We start from the raw sequence: 16,427 nt of genomic DNA, 5'->3' as shown, positions 1-16,427 counted from the left end.
TTTCCTCGTCATTCCTGTGCTTGTCACAGCGATCCTTCGGCGCCGCGTCTGCGGCGCTGAAGGAGCTTTCAGCCCAGGAACCTGGGCTGGCTGGTTTCCTGTGACAGGCACAGGAATGAGGGTCCTGATTGCGTATTGCCGGTAGCTACCGAAGAAGAGGTTTCAATTCATGACCGGCACCTGGATTTCGACCCGCGCTTGGCTTCTGATGTTGCCGCTCCTCGTGGTGATGACCGCCGTCATCGGCTGGCCGCTCGTCGACACCGTTCGGCTCTCCTTCACAGATGCGAAGCTCGTCGGCACCGAGGGCGGTTTCATAGGACCGGCGAACTACATCAAAATGCTGACCGGATCGAACTTTCAGCGGGCACTCGTCACCACGACCTGGTTCGCAGTCATTTCGGTTGCCGCAGAAATGGTGCTCGGCGTCCTTGCCGCGCTCCTTCTCAACCAGCAATTCCGCGGGCGAACGGCGCTTCGTGCATTGATGATCCTGCCGTGGGCACTGCCGACGGTGGTCAACGCGACCCTCTGGCGGCTCATTTACAATCCGGAGTATGGCGCGCTCAATGCCGCGCTGACGCAGCTCGGCCTCCTCGACAGCTATCGCTCCTGGCTCGGCGAGCCGGGAACGGCGCTCGCCGCGCTGATCGTCGCGGATTGCTGGAAGAACTTTCCGCTGGTGGCGCTGATCGCACTCGCCGCGCTCCAGGCCGTGCCGCGCGACATCACCGCTGCATCTCTCGTCGATGGGGCCGGTCCGTTCAACCGTTTCCGCTTCGTCATCATGCCCTATCTCGCCGGCCCGCTGCTGGTGGCGCTGGTGCTGCGAACCATCGAGGCCTTCAAGGTCTTCGACATCATCTGGGTGATGACGCGCGGCGGACCGGCAAACAGCACGCGCACGCTCTCGATCCTCGTCTATCAGGAAGCGTTTTCCTTCCAACGCGCTGGCTCCGGCGCGTCGCTTGCACTCATCGTCACCCTGCTCGTGACAATTCTTGCCGCCGCCTATACGGCGCTCCTTCGAAAGGCCGCCGGAGCTTCGTGATGGAACGCCAAAGCCCCCTCTTTTCCGTCTTCATCCATGCGAGTGCCCTGCTTCTGGCCGTCGTCATCCTCGCGCCGGTCGCCTGGCTGTTGATCATGAGCATTTCGCCTGCCGCGGACCTCAGTGCCAAACCGCTGGCCTGGTGGCCGAGCGACATCGACCTCTCGCGGTACCGCACGCTTTTGTCGGCTGTCGAGAACAGTGCCGGTGCGGCCTTCATCGCCTCGCTCCTGAACAGCCTCAAGGTCGCCGGAATGGCGACGCTCGCCGCTGTGGTCGTTGCCATTCCGGCCGCCTGGGCCGTGTCGCGCACGCCGGCCGTCGCCTGGTCGCTCTATGCCGTAATCGCCACCTATATGCTGCCGCCTGTCGCCCTTGCCGTGCCACTCTATATGGGTCTTGCCTATTTCGGCCTGCTCAATTCCGTCTTCGGCCTAGCGCTCGTCTACCTCACCATTCTCGCCCCTTTCACGACCTGGCTCCTGAAATCGGGCTTCGATTCCATACCGCGGGAGATCGAGAGCGCGGCGATGATCGACGGCGCGCGGCTGGACCAGATCCTGAGGCTCCTGACGCTGCCGCTTGCCGCCCCTGTCATGGCGACCTCGGCGCTCTTTGCCTTCCTGCTCGCCTGGGACGAATTCTTCTACGCGCTGCTCTTCACCTCCGACCAGCGCGCCAAGACCCTCACGGTCGCCATCGCCGACCTCGCCGGCGGCCGTGTTTCGGATTACGGGCTGATTGCAACCGCCGGGGTCCTTGCCGCCCTGCCCCCGGTGTTGATCGGCCTTATCATGCAAAGAGCCCTGATTTCCGGGCTCACCAGCGGCGGCGTCAAGGGATGACCATGAGCATATCGAAGGACCGCCCGGCAGGGCTCATTGCAATCGACCGGGAGATGGCGCGCCAGCATGCCGACGCGATCGCTTCCTACGAGGGAGCGACGGCCACAGCGCAGCGGATCGCCGCATCGCTGAAAGCGACGGGCCGGCTTCTGCTTCTCGGCATGGGCGGCTCGCATGCCGTCGGCCGCGCCGTCGAACCGCTCTATCGCGCCCTTGGCATCGAGGCGGTCGCCGTCCCGCTTTCCGAACAACTCGGCGAACCGCTATCGATCGAAGGCAAGACCGTTCTCGTCACTTCGCAATCGGGCGAAAGCGCGGAAGTGCTGCGCTGGTTCCGCGAAACGGGCGGCGGCGCAAGCGAGACATTCGGGCTGACGCTCGAAGAAGACGCATTCCTAGCCAAGGCCGTGCCTTCGCTCGTCGGATCAGGCGGGACGGAGCGGGCCTTTGCGGCAACGCGCAGCCTGACGGTGACCTTTGCGCTGCACCTGGCGGTTCTCGCCGCCCTCGGCGCCGATCCGGCCGACGCACTTCACGCCCTCAAGGATCCCGAGGCGCCGGCAATCGACGGCGCGCTCGCAACGCTCGCCGATGTCGGCGCGATCGTCACCTCCGGCCGCAAACTGCAGGGGCTCGCCGAAGCGATCGCCCTTGGGCTTACGGAACTCTCACGTCTGCCCTGTTTTTCGCTCGAAGGCGGGCAGTTGCGCCACGGGCCGATGGAAATGCTGGGGCCTCCTGTCGGCGTCGTCCTCTTCCGCGCCGCCGATCCGACCGCCAAGCTCGTCGGAGCCATGGCAACCTCGGCAGCCGAAGCCGGCTCGCCGGTTATCGTCTTCGACGCATCGGGCGAGCCTCCGGCCGCGGGTGCCACGACAATCCCCTTCAAGCCGGCGGCCGGCATGGCCGCGATCCTCGCCATGCTTCCGGTCGCACAATCCCTGATGATCGCCTTTGCCGACGCCCGCGTCGAAAACGCCGGGACGCCGGTGCGATCCACCAAGGTCACCCGGAGCGAATGACGATGCGTCCGCTTGCAGCCATCGGCAACGTCAACGTCGATCTGATACTCGGCCCGGCCGAACCCTGGCCGAAGCCCGGCACCGAGGTCATCGTCGATCATGACGAACTGCGCGTCGGCGGCTGCGCCGGCAACAACGCTCTTGCCTGGGATTCGCTCGGCGTGGATTATGTGATTGCGGCCAATGTCGGCAACGATCAGTTCGGCACCTGGCTGAAGGAGGCGTTCGGGAAGCGCTCGCACGACTGGCCGGTGGAAGCGGTCGGCACGACGCTTTCGGTGGGCATCACCCACCCCGATGGCGAACGCACCTTCTTCACGACGCGCGGCCATCTGCCGCTGTTCAGCTTCCCGCAAGTGCACTCGATGCTAGACGGCAACCGACTTCGAGGCGGCTATGCGCTGCTTTCCGGTTCCTTCCTGACGGACGCGCTCACCCTTGCCTACGACGCGCTTTTCGACTGGGCGGACGCCCACGACATCGCAGTGGGTCTCGACACCGGGTGGCCGCTCGAGGGCTGGACGGAGACCAACCGGCTCAAGGCGCTCGGCTGGCTGAAACGCTGTCATTGCGCCCTCTTCAACGAGGTGGAGACGACCACGCTTACGGGTCTGTCCGACCCGGCCGAAGCCGCGCTGAGCCTGAAGGGCGAAATGCCTGCGGACGCCATCGTCGTCGTCAAGCGCGGCCCCAATGGAGCGCTCGCCATCGATCGGGACGGCGGAATTTTTTCCGTGCCGGCGCCGCAGGTTCAGGTCGTCGATACGATCGGCGCCGGCGACGTCTTCAATGCGGGCTTCCTGGCGGCACTCGCCGCCGACATGCCGCTCGAAGCCTGCCTCAAGACCGGGGTTGCGATCGCCTCGGAAGCGATCTCCACCCTTCCGCGCCGCTACGGCAAGCCCCTTTCTGCCTTTCTCGAGGAATCCAGGCGATGAGCGCTCTCGAAATCCGCAACATCCACAAGCGCTACGGCGAAGTGGAAACGCTGAAGGGCATCGACATCGCGCTCGAAAGCGGCGAGTTCCTCGTGCTGCTCGGTTCCTCCGGCTGCGGCAAGTCCACGCTGCTCAACATCATTGCCGGGCTTGCCGAACCGAGCGGCGGCGACATCCTGATCGGCGAGCGTTCGGTCCTCGGAGTCCATCCTAAGGATCGCGACATTGCGATGGTGTTTCAGTCCTATGCTCTCTATCCGAACCTGAGCGTCGCCCGAAACATCGGCTTCGGCCTCGAAATGCGCCGCGTGCCGCCGGCCGAGCGCGACAAGGCGGTGCGCGACACCGCAAGGCTGCTGCAGATCGAGAACCTGCTCGACCGGAAGCCCGGCCAGCTTTCCGGCGGCCAGCGCCAGCGCGTCGCGATCGGCCGGGCCCTGGTGCGCAACCCCGAGGTCTTCCTCTTCGACGAGCCGCTGTCGAACCTCGACGCCAAGCTCCGGATGGAGATGCGCACCGAACTCAAACGCCTGCACCAGATGCTGAAGACGACGGTCGTCTATGTGACCCACGACCAGATCGAGGCGATGACGCTCGCAACCCGCATCGCCGTGATGCGCGACGGTCGCATCGAGCAGCTCGCCACGCCGGAAGAGGTCTACGACCGCCCCGCGACACTCTATGTCGCCGGCTTCGTCGGCTCGCCGCCGATGAACATTCTAGACGCCGAGGTGACCGCAAGAGGCCTGAAGCTCGACGGTTGCGAGGAGGTGCTTCCCCTGCCGGCAGCCTTTAACGGGGCCGCCTCGGCCGGACGGCGCGTGAAGGTCGGCATTCGACCGGAGGCATTGCGGCTCGCAGCCGGGTCAGAGGCTCGGCGATTGACCGCGCATGTCGAGGTTGTGGAACTCACAGGGCCGGAACTCGTGACCACGGCCACAGTCGGCAGACAGCGCATCACCGCCTGCCTGCCGCCGCGCACGGCAGTCGGAATGGGATCGGCTCATGCCTTCACCTTCGACGAGACGGCCCTGCATCTGTTCGATCCGGAAAGCGGCCGCTCGCTCAGAATGGAATAGAGAGGAGAGCGACCTACCACCAATGCGGAGACGGCTGTCACCGTCCGGCAGCCGCTCGTGCAGAAGCCTCCCGGTCACTGCGATAGCCAAGCTTCTCGGAGAGCTCGCCAGCTCCGTCGATCAGCACGCGAAGATAGGCCTCGCGATTGCGCAGACCGTCCTCTTTCGGTGCTACGAGGCAGAGCGTCGCGATGCAGACCGCTTCCGCGTCGTAGACCGGGACGGCGAAGCAATGGGTGAAGCTGTCGACGATGCTGTTGAAGGTGAAATAGCCTTCCTTCTTGGCTTTGCGGACTTGAGCGATGAATTCGGAGGGCTCGAGGCGCGTGCCATCCGGCAGGACGAAATCCTCCTGCGGTATGAAGGCCAGGATCTCCTCGTCGCTCATGTGATCCACCAGGAGACGGCCGGATGCGGTCCACGGAATGGCGACCGGTTCGCCGATATTGGTGGAGATTCGGAACGGGCGGCTCCCCTCGTTCATCAGAACGACGGCATATTTGTTGCCTTCGAGCTGGCACATCTGCGCCGTCTCGCGCGTCTCCTCGGCGATCCGCGCCAGAAGATGCTCGCTTTCGCGCATCAGGTCGAACTGTTCGGCATAGGCCGCGCCGAGGAAATAGAGCTTGCGCCCGAGAAAGACGCGGCCGTCATCGCCGCGATATTCGATGATCCCCTGGCGGACGAGCAGGTTGACGAGCTCATAGACCGACGAACGCGGCGCGCCGATCCCTTGCGCGATCTCGTTGGGGCGCAAGGGCTGACGCCGCAGACGCAGGAAATCGAGGATTTCGAAAGCCCGGTCGAGACCCCTCGCCCTGCGATTTATCGTGTCTTCCGCCTCCACCACCGCGCCCTCCTTGCCGCTTCTATTCCGGTCCTTCAGAATTGACCTCGATTAGCCTTGTAGGCGACGCAGTCAACTTCGACCTTGCAGTCGACCATCATGCGCGACTGAACGCAGGCGCGGGCCGGCGGGTTGGCGCCGAAATACTCCGCATAGACGCCGTTGAAGGTCCAGAAGTCACGGGGGTCGTCGAGCCAGACGCCGACACGCACCACATCTTCGAGCCCATAGCCGGCTTCGTGCAGGATTGCGATCATGTTTTCGATCGCCTTGCGGCTTTCCGCGACGATCCCGCCGCCGACGATCTCGCCCGCCTCCATGGCGACCTGACCGGAAACATAGAGCCACCCGTTCGCCTCCACGGCGCGTGCAAATGGCAGGGGCTGCTTGCCCGCACCGGTTTCGCCCGTTCCATAACGCTTGATCGTCACGCTTCACTCCACTTCTTCATCAAATTCATTGCTTGCTCAGTTGAACGTCGAGGTCTTCAAAAACTCCGCCAGGCGTTCGGTCCTTGGTTTCAGGAACATCTCGCGCGGATCCCCCTCCTCGCCGATGCGCCCCTGGTTCATGAAGATCACCCGGGACGAGACCTCGTAGGCAAAGCGCATCTCGTGAGTGACGATCAGCATGCTCATCCCATCCTCGGCGAGACCCTTGATGACCTGCAGCACCTCGTTGACGAGCTCCGGATCGAGCGCCGAAGTGACCTCGTCGAAGAGCATGAGCTTCGGATTCATGGCGATGGCACGGGCGATCGCCACGCGTTGCTGCTGGCCGCCGGAAAGCTGCCCCGGATAATGATCCTTGCGCGAGAGCAGGCCGACCCGGTCGAGCCATTTCTCGGCAAGCACCCTCGCCTCGTCGCGGCCCATCTTTTTCACTTTGACAAGCCCGAGCATGACATTGGCCGCGGCGGTCATATGCGGAAACAGGTTGAACTGCTGGAAGGCCATGCCGGTCAGTGCGCGCTGACGGGCGATCTCCCGCTCGGACTTGCGCCGGCGGGCGCCTCCTGCCGTCTCGTAGCCGATCTCCTGGCCGTCGATGGCGATCGTGCCGCCCTGAAACTCCTCCAGCATGTTGATGCAGCGAAGCATCGTCGTCTTGCCCGAGCCGCTGGAGCCGATGATGCTGATCACCTCCCCCTGGCGCATCGAGCAATCGACGCCCTTCAGCACCTCGACCGTGCCGTAGCGTTTGTGAAGATCGCGGATTTCGAGAAGGTTGGTCATCGGATTGCGAGCCTCACGATGGAACGGCGGTCTTGCGCTCGACGTAACGGCCAAAGCGCTCGATGCCGTAATTGATGACGAAATAGAGAAAGCCTGCGAAGAAATAGAATTCGAGGCTCATGAAGGTGCGGGAGATCACTTCCTGCGTCCGCAACAGCAACTCGCTCACGCCGATGATCGAAAGCAGCGTCGATGCCTTGACCATCTCGGCCGCTGTGTTGACCCAGGCAGGAAGTGCCTGCCGCAACGCCTGCGGGGCGAGCACATAGGCGAAGGTTTGCGCAAAGGTCAAACCGATCGCCTTGGCGGCTTCGGTCTGCCCCTTGGGGATCGATTGCAGCGCGCCGCGCACCAGTTCGCCGACATGCGAGCTGCAGAAGACGGCAAGGGCCAGAACACCGGCCTGGAACGGTCCGAGATCGATGCCGATCGTGCTCAGGACGTAGTAGCTTGCGAGCACCAGGACGAGCACCGGCGTGCCGCGGATGAAATCGGTGTAACCGCGCACGACCCATTTGAAGGGACGAAACCCGTAGACGAGCGCCAGACCGACGAAGACACCCAGCACGGTGCCGACGACGATCGAGAGAAGCGATATCGAGACGGAGACGCCGAGCCCTTTGAGGAGCGGTATCCGGGCAAGCCAGAGCTGGTCGAGAAACGAGAAATCCATGACGGTCACCTCGGCACTGCAAGACGCCGCTCGGCGGCGCGCATAAGCGCGGCCAGCAACGAGCAGGTCGCGACATAGAGGCAACTCGCAACGATCCAGGTCTCGATGACGCGGAAGGTCTCGACGTTGATCTTGCGTGCCTCGAAAGTGAGTTCCGGAACCGCGATCGCGGCGGCGAGCGAGGTGTCCTTGAAGAGCGAGATCATCGTACTGCTAAGCGACGGCAGGACGCTGCGCAGCATCAGCGGAATGATGATCGACGTGCGTATCTGCATCTCCGTAAGCCCGATCGCGAGCCCCGCCTCGCGCTGGCCCGGCGGTATGGCGATGAGGCCGCCGCGAAACACTTCGGCAAGATAGGCCCCCGAGTAGATTGCAAGCGTCGCGACGAAGCTCTCGATCTTGCCGAGACGGACTCCGAGTTCAGGAAGCGCGAAATAGCTGAAGAGGACGAGGACGAGGATCGGCGTGTTGCGGATCACGGTGACGTAGAGCCCGGCAGGCTTGCGCAGCAATGCCCTTCTGGAAACGAGCCCAAAGGCCGTGATCAACCCGATCACGCAACCCGCGAGGATCGCGACAAATGCAAGGCCGAGGCTGAGCGCCAGACCTTCGAGAAGCAGGTCGAACGAGCGCCACACGGCCGCGAAGTTCAAGGAATATGTCATGGAAGCAGCCGTTTCGTGGAACAAGGCAGCTCCACCAAGAGGCGGAGCCGCCATTGGCAGGGCTCACTTGTACTCGATGGGGAAACCGATCTGCGGCGGGGTGAGGTCCTTGCCGAACCAGGTCTTGAACGACTTCGCATAGAAATCGAATTCGACACCGGTCATGGCTTCGTGCAGCGCCGTGTTGACGAAGTTCAGCCAGTCCTGATCACCGCGCCTGACGCCGCAGGCATAGGTCTGCGGGTTCCAGCCATAGCCGGCGTCCTTATAGCGCCCCGAGTTCTGGGTCATGTACCAGGCGAGCGAGGACTGGTCGGTCGCGGCGGCATCGGCGCGGCCGGATTCGAGCGCCTGATAGATCAGGTCGACGGATTCATACTGGTCGACCGTCGCCTCCGGCAAGGCCGCATGGACCATGTCCTCGGCATAGACGTTCTGCAATACGGAAATCGTCACCGAAGAGCCGGCAGCTTTCAGCGCTTCATAATCGGCATACTCGCCGTCCGCCTTCAGCATCAGGCCGACGCCTTCCCGGTAGTAAGGGATAGTGAAGGCGATCTGCTGAGCGCGTTCCCCGGTAACCGTCATGAATTGGCAGGTGATATCGACCTTGCCGGTGGTGATGTTCGGAATACGAGCATCGGACGACTGGTTGACGAACTCGATCTTCTCCGGGTCCCCGAAGAGCGCCTTTGCGATGATGCGGCCCATGTCGACGTCGAAACCCTGGAGCTTATCTTCGGCGCTCTTGAAGTGCCACGGCGCGTTGGTGCTGCCGGTGCCGAGTATCAGATGGCCGCGGCTCAGAATCTCATCGAGCTTGCTCGATGCCTGTTGTGCTTGCGCCGGCATGGCCGCCAGCACGGCCGCGATGAAGCTCGCGGCGACCGTGAATTTGCTGATCATTGAAAGACCTCCCCTTTCGCTCCCACTCGTATATTCCGGTATAATGGACATGCGTCCTGAATAACGGATTGACCCATCAAATGCCTTGGGCCATTACTTGTCAAGCAGGATCGGCTACATTCGCCGCCGATCCACTTCGCATCGAGGAAACGCCCGCATGACACTGCCGATCGAAACCCCCGCCGTGCTGGTCGATCTCGATATCGCCCGGCGCAATGTCCTTGCGTTTCAAGCCTATGCCGACCGGAACGGCATCCGCGTGCGCCCGCACATAAAGACCCACAAGCTTCCGCAGATGGCCGAGCTGCAGCTCGATGCAGGGGCGATCGGCATCACCTGCCAGAAGGTGACGGAGGCGGAGGCGATGGTCGACGGCAGCGTCCGGATCGAGGATGTGCTGATCACCTACAACCTCCTCGGGACCGAGAAGCTCGCGCGGCTCGCGCGACTGAACGAAAAGGCGACGGTCAGCGTCGTCGCGGACAATGCGACCGTCGTCGACGGGCTCGCAGCTTTCTTCGCCGATGCCGGCAAGCCCTTGACCGTACTTGTCGAATGCAACACCGGGGCAGATCGCTGCGGCGTCGGGACTCCGTCCGAGGCGGCGCGCCTTGCCCGGCGCATAGCCGAGGCACCGGGGCTGCGCTTCGGCGGATTGATGACCTATCCGCCGGCCGATGGCGCCGCACGCGTCCAGACCTTCATGAGCGATGCGAAGCGGCTGATCGAGGCAGAGGGGCTCGAAGTTCCGTGCATTACATCAGGGGGCACGCCCGGTATGATGCAGGCAGCCGAGGCGCCGATAGCGAGCGAGCACAGGCCGGGTACGTATATCTATAACGACCGGTCGCTGGTTGCCCGTGGCGTGGCGTCATGGGACGACTGCGCCCTCACCGTTCTCGCGACCGTGGTCTCGGTTCCCAGCGAAAACCGGGCGATCATCGATGCCGGCAGCAAGGTCCTGACCTCCGACCTGCTGGGTCTCACCGGCTACGGCCACGTGCTCGGCCGCGACGACATACGTATCGATCAGCTCTCCGAGGAGCATGGCCGCCTTGTCTCGGACGGTCCGATCGGGCTAAAGGTCGGCGAACAGGTCCGCATCGTTCCGAACCATGCCTGCGTCGTGACCAACATGGTCGACGCGGTCCACGTCATCGAGAGCGGCATGCCAAAAGGAACATGGACGGTCGTCGCCCGCGGCCGCGTCCTTTGAGCGGGCTCCCGGTCACGACCGCGCTCGGCGAGCCTTAAGAGCCCGTTGGGGAGCCGAAAACCATTAGTCCACAATTTTAGTGCATTTCTAAAATGTCGTGCTATTTTATCGGCGGCAGAGAGCCAAGACCGATAACGGGCACGGCATTCTTTCAGCAGCTCGCATATTGACAGGACTTTTCAAGAAACCGCCTCCAGGCGTCATAAGTTTGCGTTGAAGTAGTCTACCAAATCGATAGCTTTATCTGGCAAAAGATGGAGGTCGAAATGAGCTCGAATAGTCTTGCCGGAATAGTCAAATTAGCGCTTATCGTCGGAAGCCTGCAGCTTGGCTCGATTGGCCTCGCGGCTGCGGACACGACGATCCTGAACGTGTCCTACGACCCGACTCGGGAACTTTACAAGGAGTTCAACGCGGCCTTTGCCGAAAAATGGCAGGCCGACACCGGCGAAACCGTGACGATCCAGACATCGCATGGCGGTTCCGGCAAGCAGGCCCGTTCGGTCATCGACGGGCTGGAGGCCGACGTCGTGACGCTGGCCCTCGAAGCGGATATCGACGCGATCGCCAAGGAAAGCGGCAAAATTCCCGCCGATTGGAAGTCCCGCTTCGATAACAACAGCGCGCCTTATACCTCGACCATCGTCTTCCTCGTCCGCAAGGGCAACCCCAAAGGAATCGAGGATTGGGGCGATCTCGTCAGGGAGGATGTGCAGGTAATTACGCCCAACCCGAAGACTTCGGGTGGCGCTCGCTGGAACTTCCTGGCCGCCTGGGCCTGGGCACGTGCCGCCAATAACGGGGACGATGCGAAGGCACAGGAATATGTGGCGCAGCTCTTCAAGCATGTGCCGGTTCTCGACACCGGCGCGCGCGGCGCGACGACCACCTTCGTCCAGCGCGGCCTTGGCGATGTGTTGCTGGCCTGGGAAAACGAAGCCTATCTGTCACTGGAAGAGCTGGGCCCCGACAATTTCGACATCGTCACGCCGTCGATCTCGATCAAGGCGGAGCCCCCCGTTGCGCTGGTCGATGGCAACGTCGACAGCAAGGGTACCCGCAAGGTCGCCGAGGCCTATCTCGACTATCTCTACAGCGATGTCGGGCAGAAGATCGCGGCCAAACACTACTACCGGCCGTTCAAGCCTGAACTGGCGGATCCCAAGGACACCGCGCGCTTCGCCGAATTGAAGCTCGTCACGATCGACGACTTCGGCGGCTGGAAGGAAGCTCAGCCGAAGTTCTTTGGCGATGGCGGGGTCTTCGATCAGATCTACAGGCCGGGGCAATGATATCGATGGCCGCTCGCAGCAACACGCGGTGGCGGTTTCGGCAGCCGAGCGTCATTCCGGGTTTCGGATTGGCGCTCGGCGTGACGCTGGCATGGCTCACCATCATCGTTCTCATTCCTCTCTCCGGACTGCTGTGGCGCTCGAGCGGCCTCGGATGGTCGAAATTCGTGGAACTGGCGCTTGACGAGCGCACGGTCAACGCATTGACGATCAGCTTCGGCACGGCCTTCATCGCCGCCGTTGTCAACCTGGTCTTCGGCGTGCTCCTCGCCTGGGTTCTCGTGCGCTATCGCTTCCCCGGCAAGCGCGTGATCGACGCCATGGTCGATCTGCCCTTCGCCCTGCCGACCGCGGTCGCCGGCATTGCGCTCACGACGCTTTATGCGCCGAACGGCTGGATCGGCTCGCTGCTCGCTCCGCTCGGCATCAAGATAGCCTTCGCTCCGGCCGGGATCGTCGTGGCGCTGATCTTCGTCGGGTTGCCCTTCGTCGTGCGTACCGTGCAGCCGATCATGGAAGAGATCGACAAGGAAGTCGAAGAGGCGGCTGCGACCCTCGGCGCCACCCGCTTCCAGACGATCAGCCGGGTCCTGTTGCCCGGTCTCCTGCCTGCCGGGTTGACCGGCTTCGCACTCGCCTTTGCCCGCGGCGTCGGCGAATATGGTTCGGTGATCTTCATCGCCGGCAACCTTCCCTATGTCTCGGAGATCGCGCCGCTTCTGATCGTCATCCGCCTCGAGGAATTCAACTATCCGGCAGCAACCGCGATCGCCGCGGTAATGCTCCTGCTTTCCTTCATGATGCTGCTGGTCATCAATGTGATCCAGGCGTGGAGCAGACGGAGATATGGTTATGGCGCATGATGCCGGCTACGCTTCTAATACGCTTGTGACGGCTGCAACCTCGGAAACGCCGCTTTCACGCGTTGTCCTGACCGCCGTTGCGCTTGGTTTCGTCGCGCTCTTCCTGCTTCTGCCGCTCGCCACGGTGTTCATCGAGGCGTTCCGCAAAGGAGCGATGGAGTTCTTCACGGCGCTTGGCGACCCCGAGACCTTTTCCGCGATCCGTCTGACACTGCTCGTCGCGGGGATCGCCGTGCCGCTCAATCTCGTCTTCGGGGTGGCGGCCGCCTGGGCCATCGCGAAATTCGAGTTCAAGGGCAAGGCGTTTCTAACGACGCTGATCGACCTGCCCTTCTCCGTTTCACCAGTGATCTCCGGCCTCGTTTTCGTGCTGCTATTCAGCTCTCACAGCGCGCTCGGGCCGATCCTGCAGAGCTACGGCATCCAGATCCTCTTTGCCGTTCCGGGTCTCGTGCTCGCCACCGTCTTCGTGACCTTCCCCTTCGTCGCGCGTGAATTGATCCCGCTGATGCAGGAACAGGGAACGGCCGACGAGGAGGCGGCACTTTCGCTCGGCGCCACCGGCTGGCAGACCTTCTGGCATGTGACGCTTCCCAATATAAAATGGGGCCTGCTCTACGGCGTGCTTCTCTGCAATGCCCGCGCCATGGGCGAATTCGGTGCGGTCTCGGTCGTGTCCGGCCATATTCGCGGGCAAACGAACACCATGCCTTTGCAGGTCGAAATCCTCTACAATGAATATAATTTCGTCGCCGCCTTCGCGGTGGCGGCGCTCCTGGCGCTCCTGGCGCTGGTAACGCTCGTTTTGAAGACTGCTCTTGAACTTCGCTACAGCGACGAGATCGCTGCCAGCCGCAGGCACTGAAAGGTCCAGACCTCCATGGAAGTCCGCGTCCAGAATATTCGCAAGGAATTTGGCCGTTTTCCCGCGCTCGAGGACGTTTCCCTCGACATCCGCTCGGGTGAACTGATCGCGCTCCTCGGCCCCTCCGGCTCCGGCAAGACCACGCTGCTCAGGCTGGTCGCCGGGCTCGAAAGCCCGACCGAAGGCACGATTTTCTTCGGCGACGAGGATGCGTCGAAGAAGACCGTGCAGGAGCGCAACATCGGCTTCGTTTTCCAGCATTATGCGCTTTTCCGCCACATGACGGTGCTCGACAACGTCGCTTTCGGTCTGAAGGTGCGGCCCGCCAAACGACGGCCGACGGCTGCCGACATCCGCCGCAGGGCGCTCGACCTGCTGGAACTCGTGCAACTCTCCGGACTGGAGAAACGCTACCCGGCCCAGCTTTCGGGCGGGCAGCGCCAACGCGTCGCACTCGCCCGCGCCATGGCCGTCGAACCCAACGTTCTGCTCCTCGACGAGCCCTTCGGCGCGCTCGATGCGCAGGTGCGCAAGGAGCTGAGGCGGTGGCTGCGCGAAATCCACGATCGCACCGGCCACACCACGATCTTCGTCACTCACGACCAGGAGGAAGCACTCGAGCTTGCCGACCGCGTCGTCGTGATGAGCAAGGGCGCGATCGAGCAGGTCGGCACACCCGACGAGATCTATGACCATCCGGTCTCGCCCTTCGTCTACGGCTTCATCGGTCAGTCCAACTGCCTCAACGTCACCCTCGCCAATGGCGAAATCTGGCATGAGGACCGCCCGATCGGCCTTCGTGCCGGGAACGAACCGGACGGCGCCGCAACCCTCTATTTCCGCCCGCACGACGTGGAACTCATCGACGGCTGCGGCGGTTGCCTCGCCGGCCTCGTCACGGCCAGCCGGCGCGTGGCGGGCACCCGGCATCTGGAACTCGACCTCGGACGTACGCACCCTCCGGTCGAGATCGAGCTGCCGCCGGAACGCGCCGCCTCCACCGACCACACGCGCATCGCCTTCCGGCCGACGCGATGGAAGCTATTCCGCAAGGGCGGACAAAAGGAAGCACCGCCGATAGAGGCGGAGGCGCCGGTGCTCGCGGCCACCGGCACGTGAGGCGGTGAACCCGGGCTTTGGAAGCGCGGATTCGCCCGGTCTGGACGCCGGGCGTTGATCTGCCGAATTAATCGTTCCGATCGAATGAATCCTGCGCTAGAAACCGTCCAATGTCTGTTATCGATGATCTCACGAGCGCACTCGGCGATGCCGTGCTCACCGGCGACCGGATCGCCGAACGTCACCGCGGCGATGCGAGCCTCACGGGCCGGATCCTCCCCCTGGCGGTCGTTCGCCCGGCAAGCGTTGCCGAGGTCGCCGACGCGCTGAGGATCTGCAACGCGCATCGCCAGACCGTGGTGCCGCAGGGTGGCTTGACCGGGCTCGCCGGCGGCGCCAATCCGTGCGCTGGCGACGTTGCCATATCGCTGGAGAGACTTTCGGGCATCGAGGAGATCGATGCTGCGGCAGGTACGATGACGGTGCTCGCCGGAACACCCCTCGAAGTCGCTCAGCGCGCGGCCGAGAATGCCGGCTTCCTGTTGCCGATCGATCTGGGGGCGCGCGGCTCTTGCCAGATCGGCGGCAATCTGGCCACGAATGCCGGCGGCATCCGGGTGATCCGCAACGGTGTCGCGCGCGACAATGTGCTGGGGCTCGAGGCCGTTCTTGCGGACGGAACCGTGATTTCGTCGATGAACAAGATGATCAAGAACAACACGGGCTACGACCTGCGGCAGCTCTTCATCGGTTCGGAAGGCACGCTCGGCATCATCACGCGGGCGGTATTGCGCCTGCGCCCGCTACCGGCCGGGCGGCTGACGGCGCTCTGCGCGCTCGACAGCTATGAGAATGTCGTCGCTCTGCTCAAGCGGGCACAGAAGGAACTCGCCGGCCTCTCCGCCTATGAGGCGATGTGGGAGAGCTATTTCCGTTTCAACTGCGAGGCTGAAGGGCTCAGGCTTTTCGAAGCCTCTCCCGCTTTCGCCGTCATCGTCGAAGAGGACCTGCAGGGCCATGAAGCGGAACGCGAACGGTTCGAAATCTTTCTCGGGCGAGCCCTGGAGGACGGCGTAATCGGCGACGCGCTGATCGCGCAATCGCAAAAAGAGGCTCAAGCCTTCTGGCGTATTCGCGAGGGTCACGCGCTGGATCGGCTGCCCCTGCTTCTCAACTTCGATGTCAGCCTGCCGATCGGCGCAATCGGCAGCTTCGCCGAGGATTGCGGCACGGCGCTCCGGGCCAAGTTCCCCGAAGCGCACGTGTCGTTCTTCGGCCATGTCGGCGACAGCAACCTTCACATCGCCTTTTCCGTTCCAGGCGCAACCGAGGAAACGGCCCACGCGGTCGACGCCGTCGTCTACGGACTGGTCGGCACCTATAGCGGCTCGGTTTCCGCCGAGCACGGGATCGGCCTCCTGAAGCGCGACTTTCTCGATCGCTCCCGCAGTTCGGCCGAACTCGAACTCATGCGGCGCATCAAGAATGCCTTTGATCCGAACGGTATTCTCAATGCCGGCAAGGTCTTAGCCTAAGGCCTGTTGAGATTCATTTTGAGTTTATGACGGCTGCTGCGAGATGGATAATGGCGTTGAAGCTCTGGTCGGTTTTGTCGGCACGCATGGCGATGCGCTTGAATTCCTTGAGTACCGACGGTGCGCCACTGCTGTTGATCGTAGCCGATCAATGGACAAAAACATGCAATCTCTCCTCCGTCCTCATCCCTTATGTGGACGGCTCTCCCTTGCAAGTGTTTTTTGCAGATTTTTTGATCGGATCGCTTGCTTCCATATGTTCGGCCTTTCGGTGTGGCCGCACAGGGCCACTGGCCAAGATGGTTTCCGCAACGCCTGTGCCAAACAGTGCAA

General features: G+C 62.9%; 18 protein-coding genes. 12 read left to right on the top strand and 6 right to left on the bottom strand.

Features of this window, described 5'->3' with window-relative positions:
• The first annotated feature begins 169 nt into the window (after positions 1-169).
• The 5 genes from ACFHWW_RS20955 to ACFHWW_RS20935 are packed head-to-tail and all read left to right on the top strand — an operon-like array spanning position 170 to position 4,935.
• Positions 170-1,051, top strand: a complete 882-nt coding sequence (locus ACFHWW_RS20955; protein WP_379940573.1) for a carbohydrate ABC transporter permease — start codon at positions 170-172, stop codon at positions 1,049-1,051.
• The gene (locus ACFHWW_RS20950; protein ID WP_338283867.1) at positions 1,051-1,896 is read left to right on the top strand and encodes a carbohydrate ABC transporter permease; all 846 of its coding nucleotides are present in this window, start codon (positions 1,051-1,053) and stop codon (positions 1,894-1,896) included. Before ACFHWW_RS20955 ends, ACFHWW_RS20950 begins: the two co-directional genes overlap by 1 nt.
• On the top strand, positions 1,893-2,918 hold the full coding sequence (locus tag ACFHWW_RS20945; RefSeq protein WP_338283866.1) for an SIS domain-containing protein: 1,026 nt from the start codon (positions 1,893-1,895) through the stop codon (positions 2,916-2,918). The genes ACFHWW_RS20950 and ACFHWW_RS20945 overlap by 4 nt, the downstream gene beginning before the upstream one ends.
• Positions 2,915-3,856, top strand: a complete 942-nt coding sequence (locus tag ACFHWW_RS20940; RefSeq protein ID WP_198516649.1) for a PfkB family carbohydrate kinase — start codon at positions 2,915-2,917, stop codon at positions 3,854-3,856. The genes ACFHWW_RS20945 and ACFHWW_RS20940 overlap by 4 nt, the downstream gene beginning before the upstream one ends.
• On the top strand, positions 3,853-4,935 hold the full coding sequence (locus tag ACFHWW_RS20935; protein ID WP_100670585.1) for an ABC transporter ATP-binding protein: 1,083 nt from the start codon (positions 3,853-3,855) through the stop codon (positions 4,933-4,935). The genes ACFHWW_RS20940 and ACFHWW_RS20935 overlap by 4 nt, the downstream gene beginning before the upstream one ends.
• A gap of 37 nt (positions 4,936-4,972) precedes the next feature.
• Here ACFHWW_RS20935 and ACFHWW_RS20930 read toward each other — a convergent pair whose 3' ends face one another.
• From ACFHWW_RS20930 to ACFHWW_RS20905, 6 genes are all read right to left on the bottom strand, one after another.
• Positions 4,973-5,785: an IclR family transcriptional regulator gene (locus tag ACFHWW_RS20930; RefSeq protein WP_198516650.1), complete on the bottom strand. Its 813-nt coding sequence runs from the start codon at positions 5,783-5,785 to the stop codon at positions 4,973-4,975.
• A gap of 32 nt (positions 5,786-5,817) precedes the next feature.
• Entirely contained in the window at positions 5,818-6,213 is a 396-nt protein-coding gene (locus ACFHWW_RS20925) for a RidA family protein (RefSeq protein ID WP_100670589.1), read from the bottom strand.
• A 36-nt stretch (positions 6,214-6,249) separates the two neighbouring features.
• Positions 6,250-7,017: an amino acid ABC transporter ATP-binding protein gene (locus tag ACFHWW_RS20920; protein ID WP_338283864.1), complete on the bottom strand. Its 768-nt coding sequence runs from the start codon at positions 7,015-7,017 to the stop codon at positions 6,250-6,252.
• Positions 7,018-7,030: 13 nt separating this feature from the next.
• Positions 7,031-7,690 (bottom strand): amino acid ABC transporter permease, encoded by a 660-nt coding sequence (locus ACFHWW_RS20915; protein ID WP_324763840.1) that lies wholly within the window; start codon positions 7,688-7,690, stop codon positions 7,031-7,033.
• A gap of 5 nt (positions 7,691-7,695) precedes the next feature.
• A complete protein-coding gene (locus ACFHWW_RS20910; protein WP_026168824.1) occupies positions 7,696-8,358 on the bottom strand; it encodes an amino acid ABC transporter permease in 663 nt (220 codons plus the stop codon).
• 63 nt (positions 8,359-8,421) lie between these two features.
• Positions 8,422-9,264 carry a transporter substrate-binding domain-containing protein gene (locus ACFHWW_RS20905; protein WP_102764196.1) on the bottom strand — a complete coding sequence of 281 codons (843 nt, stop codon included), beginning with the start codon at positions 9,262-9,264 and terminating at the stop codon, positions 8,422-8,424.
• 157 nt (positions 9,265-9,421) lie between these two features.
• On the opposite strand from ACFHWW_RS20905, the gene ACFHWW_RS20900 reads away from it, so the two are divergent.
• The 7 genes from ACFHWW_RS20900 to ACFHWW_RS20870 form a co-directional block, all read left to right on the top strand.
• Complete coding sequence (locus ACFHWW_RS20900; RefSeq protein ID WP_324763841.1) at positions 9,422-10,480, top strand: D-TA family PLP-dependent enzyme; 1,059 nt, start codon at positions 9,422-9,424, stop codon at positions 10,478-10,480.
• A 266-nt stretch (positions 10,481-10,746) separates the two neighbouring features.
• Entirely contained in the window at positions 10,747-11,772 is a 1,026-nt protein-coding gene (locus ACFHWW_RS20895; protein ID WP_324763842.1) for a sulfate ABC transporter substrate-binding protein, read from the top strand.
• Positions 11,769-12,635 carry a sulfate ABC transporter permease subunit CysT gene (gene cysT, locus ACFHWW_RS20890; RefSeq protein WP_379940567.1) on the top strand — a complete coding sequence of 289 codons (867 nt, stop codon included), beginning with the start codon at positions 11,769-11,771 and terminating at the stop codon, positions 12,633-12,635. The genes ACFHWW_RS20895 and cysT overlap by 4 nt, the downstream gene beginning before the upstream one ends.
• Complete coding sequence (gene cysW, locus ACFHWW_RS20885; protein WP_018097152.1) at positions 12,625-13,500, top strand: sulfate ABC transporter permease subunit CysW; 876 nt, start codon at positions 12,625-12,627, stop codon at positions 13,498-13,500. Before cysT ends, cysW begins: the two co-directional genes overlap by 11 nt.
• Positions 13,501-13,515: 15 nt before the next feature.
• The gene (locus ACFHWW_RS20880) at positions 13,516-14,619 is read left to right on the top strand and encodes a sulfate/molybdate ABC transporter ATP-binding protein (protein WP_338283863.1); all 1,104 of its coding nucleotides are present in this window, start codon (positions 13,516-13,518) and stop codon (positions 14,617-14,619) included.
• Positions 14,620-14,729: 110 nt separating this feature from the next.
• Entirely contained in the window at positions 14,730-16,094 is a 1,365-nt protein-coding gene (locus tag ACFHWW_RS20875; RefSeq protein WP_324763844.1) for an FAD-binding oxidoreductase, read from the top strand.
• Positions 16,095-16,144: 50 nt separating this feature from the next.
• On the top strand, positions 16,145-16,427 hold a 283-nt coding region (locus ACFHWW_RS20870), incomplete at its 3' end, for a hypothetical protein (RefSeq protein WP_379940564.1).

The sequence above is a fragment of the Sinorhizobium sp. P24N7 genome (assembly GCF_042436655.1).
In the GTDB taxonomy this organism is placed as follows: Bacteria; Pseudomonadota; Alphaproteobacteria; order Rhizobiales; family Rhizobiaceae; genus Sinorhizobium; species Sinorhizobium meliloti_A.
This window is presented reverse-complemented; position numbering and strand designations above follow the sequence as displayed.

Coding starts and splice junctions, on each gene's coding strand:
- ACFHWW_RS20910 (WP_026168824.1), bottom strand. CDS start 8,358: ATGACATATTCCTTGAACTTCGCGGCCGTGTGGCGCTCGTTCGACCTG.
- ACFHWW_RS20950 (WP_338283867.1), top strand. CDS start 1,051: ATGGAACGCCAAAGCCCCCTCTTTTCCGTCTTCATCCATGCGAGTGCC.
- ACFHWW_RS20940 (WP_198516649.1), top strand. CDS start 2,915: ATGACGATGCGTCCGCTTGCAGCCATCGGCAACGTCAACGTCGATCTG.
- ACFHWW_RS20945 (WP_338283866.1), top strand. CDS start 1,893: ATGACCATGAGCATATCGAAGGACCGCCCGGCAGGGCTCATTGCAATC.
- ACFHWW_RS20905 (WP_102764196.1), bottom strand. CDS start 9,264: ATGATCAGCAAATTCACGGTCGCCGCGAGCTTCATCGCGGCCGTGCTG.
- ACFHWW_RS20955 (WP_379940573.1), top strand. CDS start 170: ATGACCGGCACCTGGATTTCGACCCGCGCTTGGCTTCTGATGTTGCCG.
- cysW (WP_018097152.1), top strand. CDS start 12,625: ATGGCGCATGATGCCGGCTACGCTTCTAATACGCTTGTGACGGCTGCA.
- ACFHWW_RS20895 (WP_324763842.1), top strand. CDS start 10,747: ATGAGCTCGAATAGTCTTGCCGGAATAGTCAAATTAGCGCTTATCGTC.
- ACFHWW_RS20875 (WP_324763844.1), top strand. CDS start 14,730: ATGTCTGTTATCGATGATCTCACGAGCGCACTCGGCGATGCCGTGCTC.
- ACFHWW_RS20900 (WP_324763841.1), top strand. CDS start 9,422: ATGACACTGCCGATCGAAACCCCCGCCGTGCTGGTCGATCTCGATATC.
- ACFHWW_RS20920 (WP_338283864.1), bottom strand. CDS start 7,017: ATGACCAACCTTCTCGAAATCCGCGATCTTCACAAACGCTACGGCACG.
- ACFHWW_RS20915 (WP_324763840.1), bottom strand. CDS start 7,690: ATGGATTTCTCGTTTCTCGACCAGCTCTGGCTTGCCCGGATACCGCTC.
- cysT (WP_379940567.1), top strand. CDS start 11,769: ATGATATCGATGGCCGCTCGCAGCAACACGCGGTGGCGGTTTCGGCAG.
- ACFHWW_RS20880 (WP_338283863.1), top strand. CDS start 13,516: ATGGAAGTCCGCGTCCAGAATATTCGCAAGGAATTTGGCCGTTTTCCC.
- ACFHWW_RS20935 (WP_100670585.1), top strand. CDS start 3,853: ATGAGCGCTCTCGAAATCCGCAACATCCACAAGCGCTACGGCGAAGTG.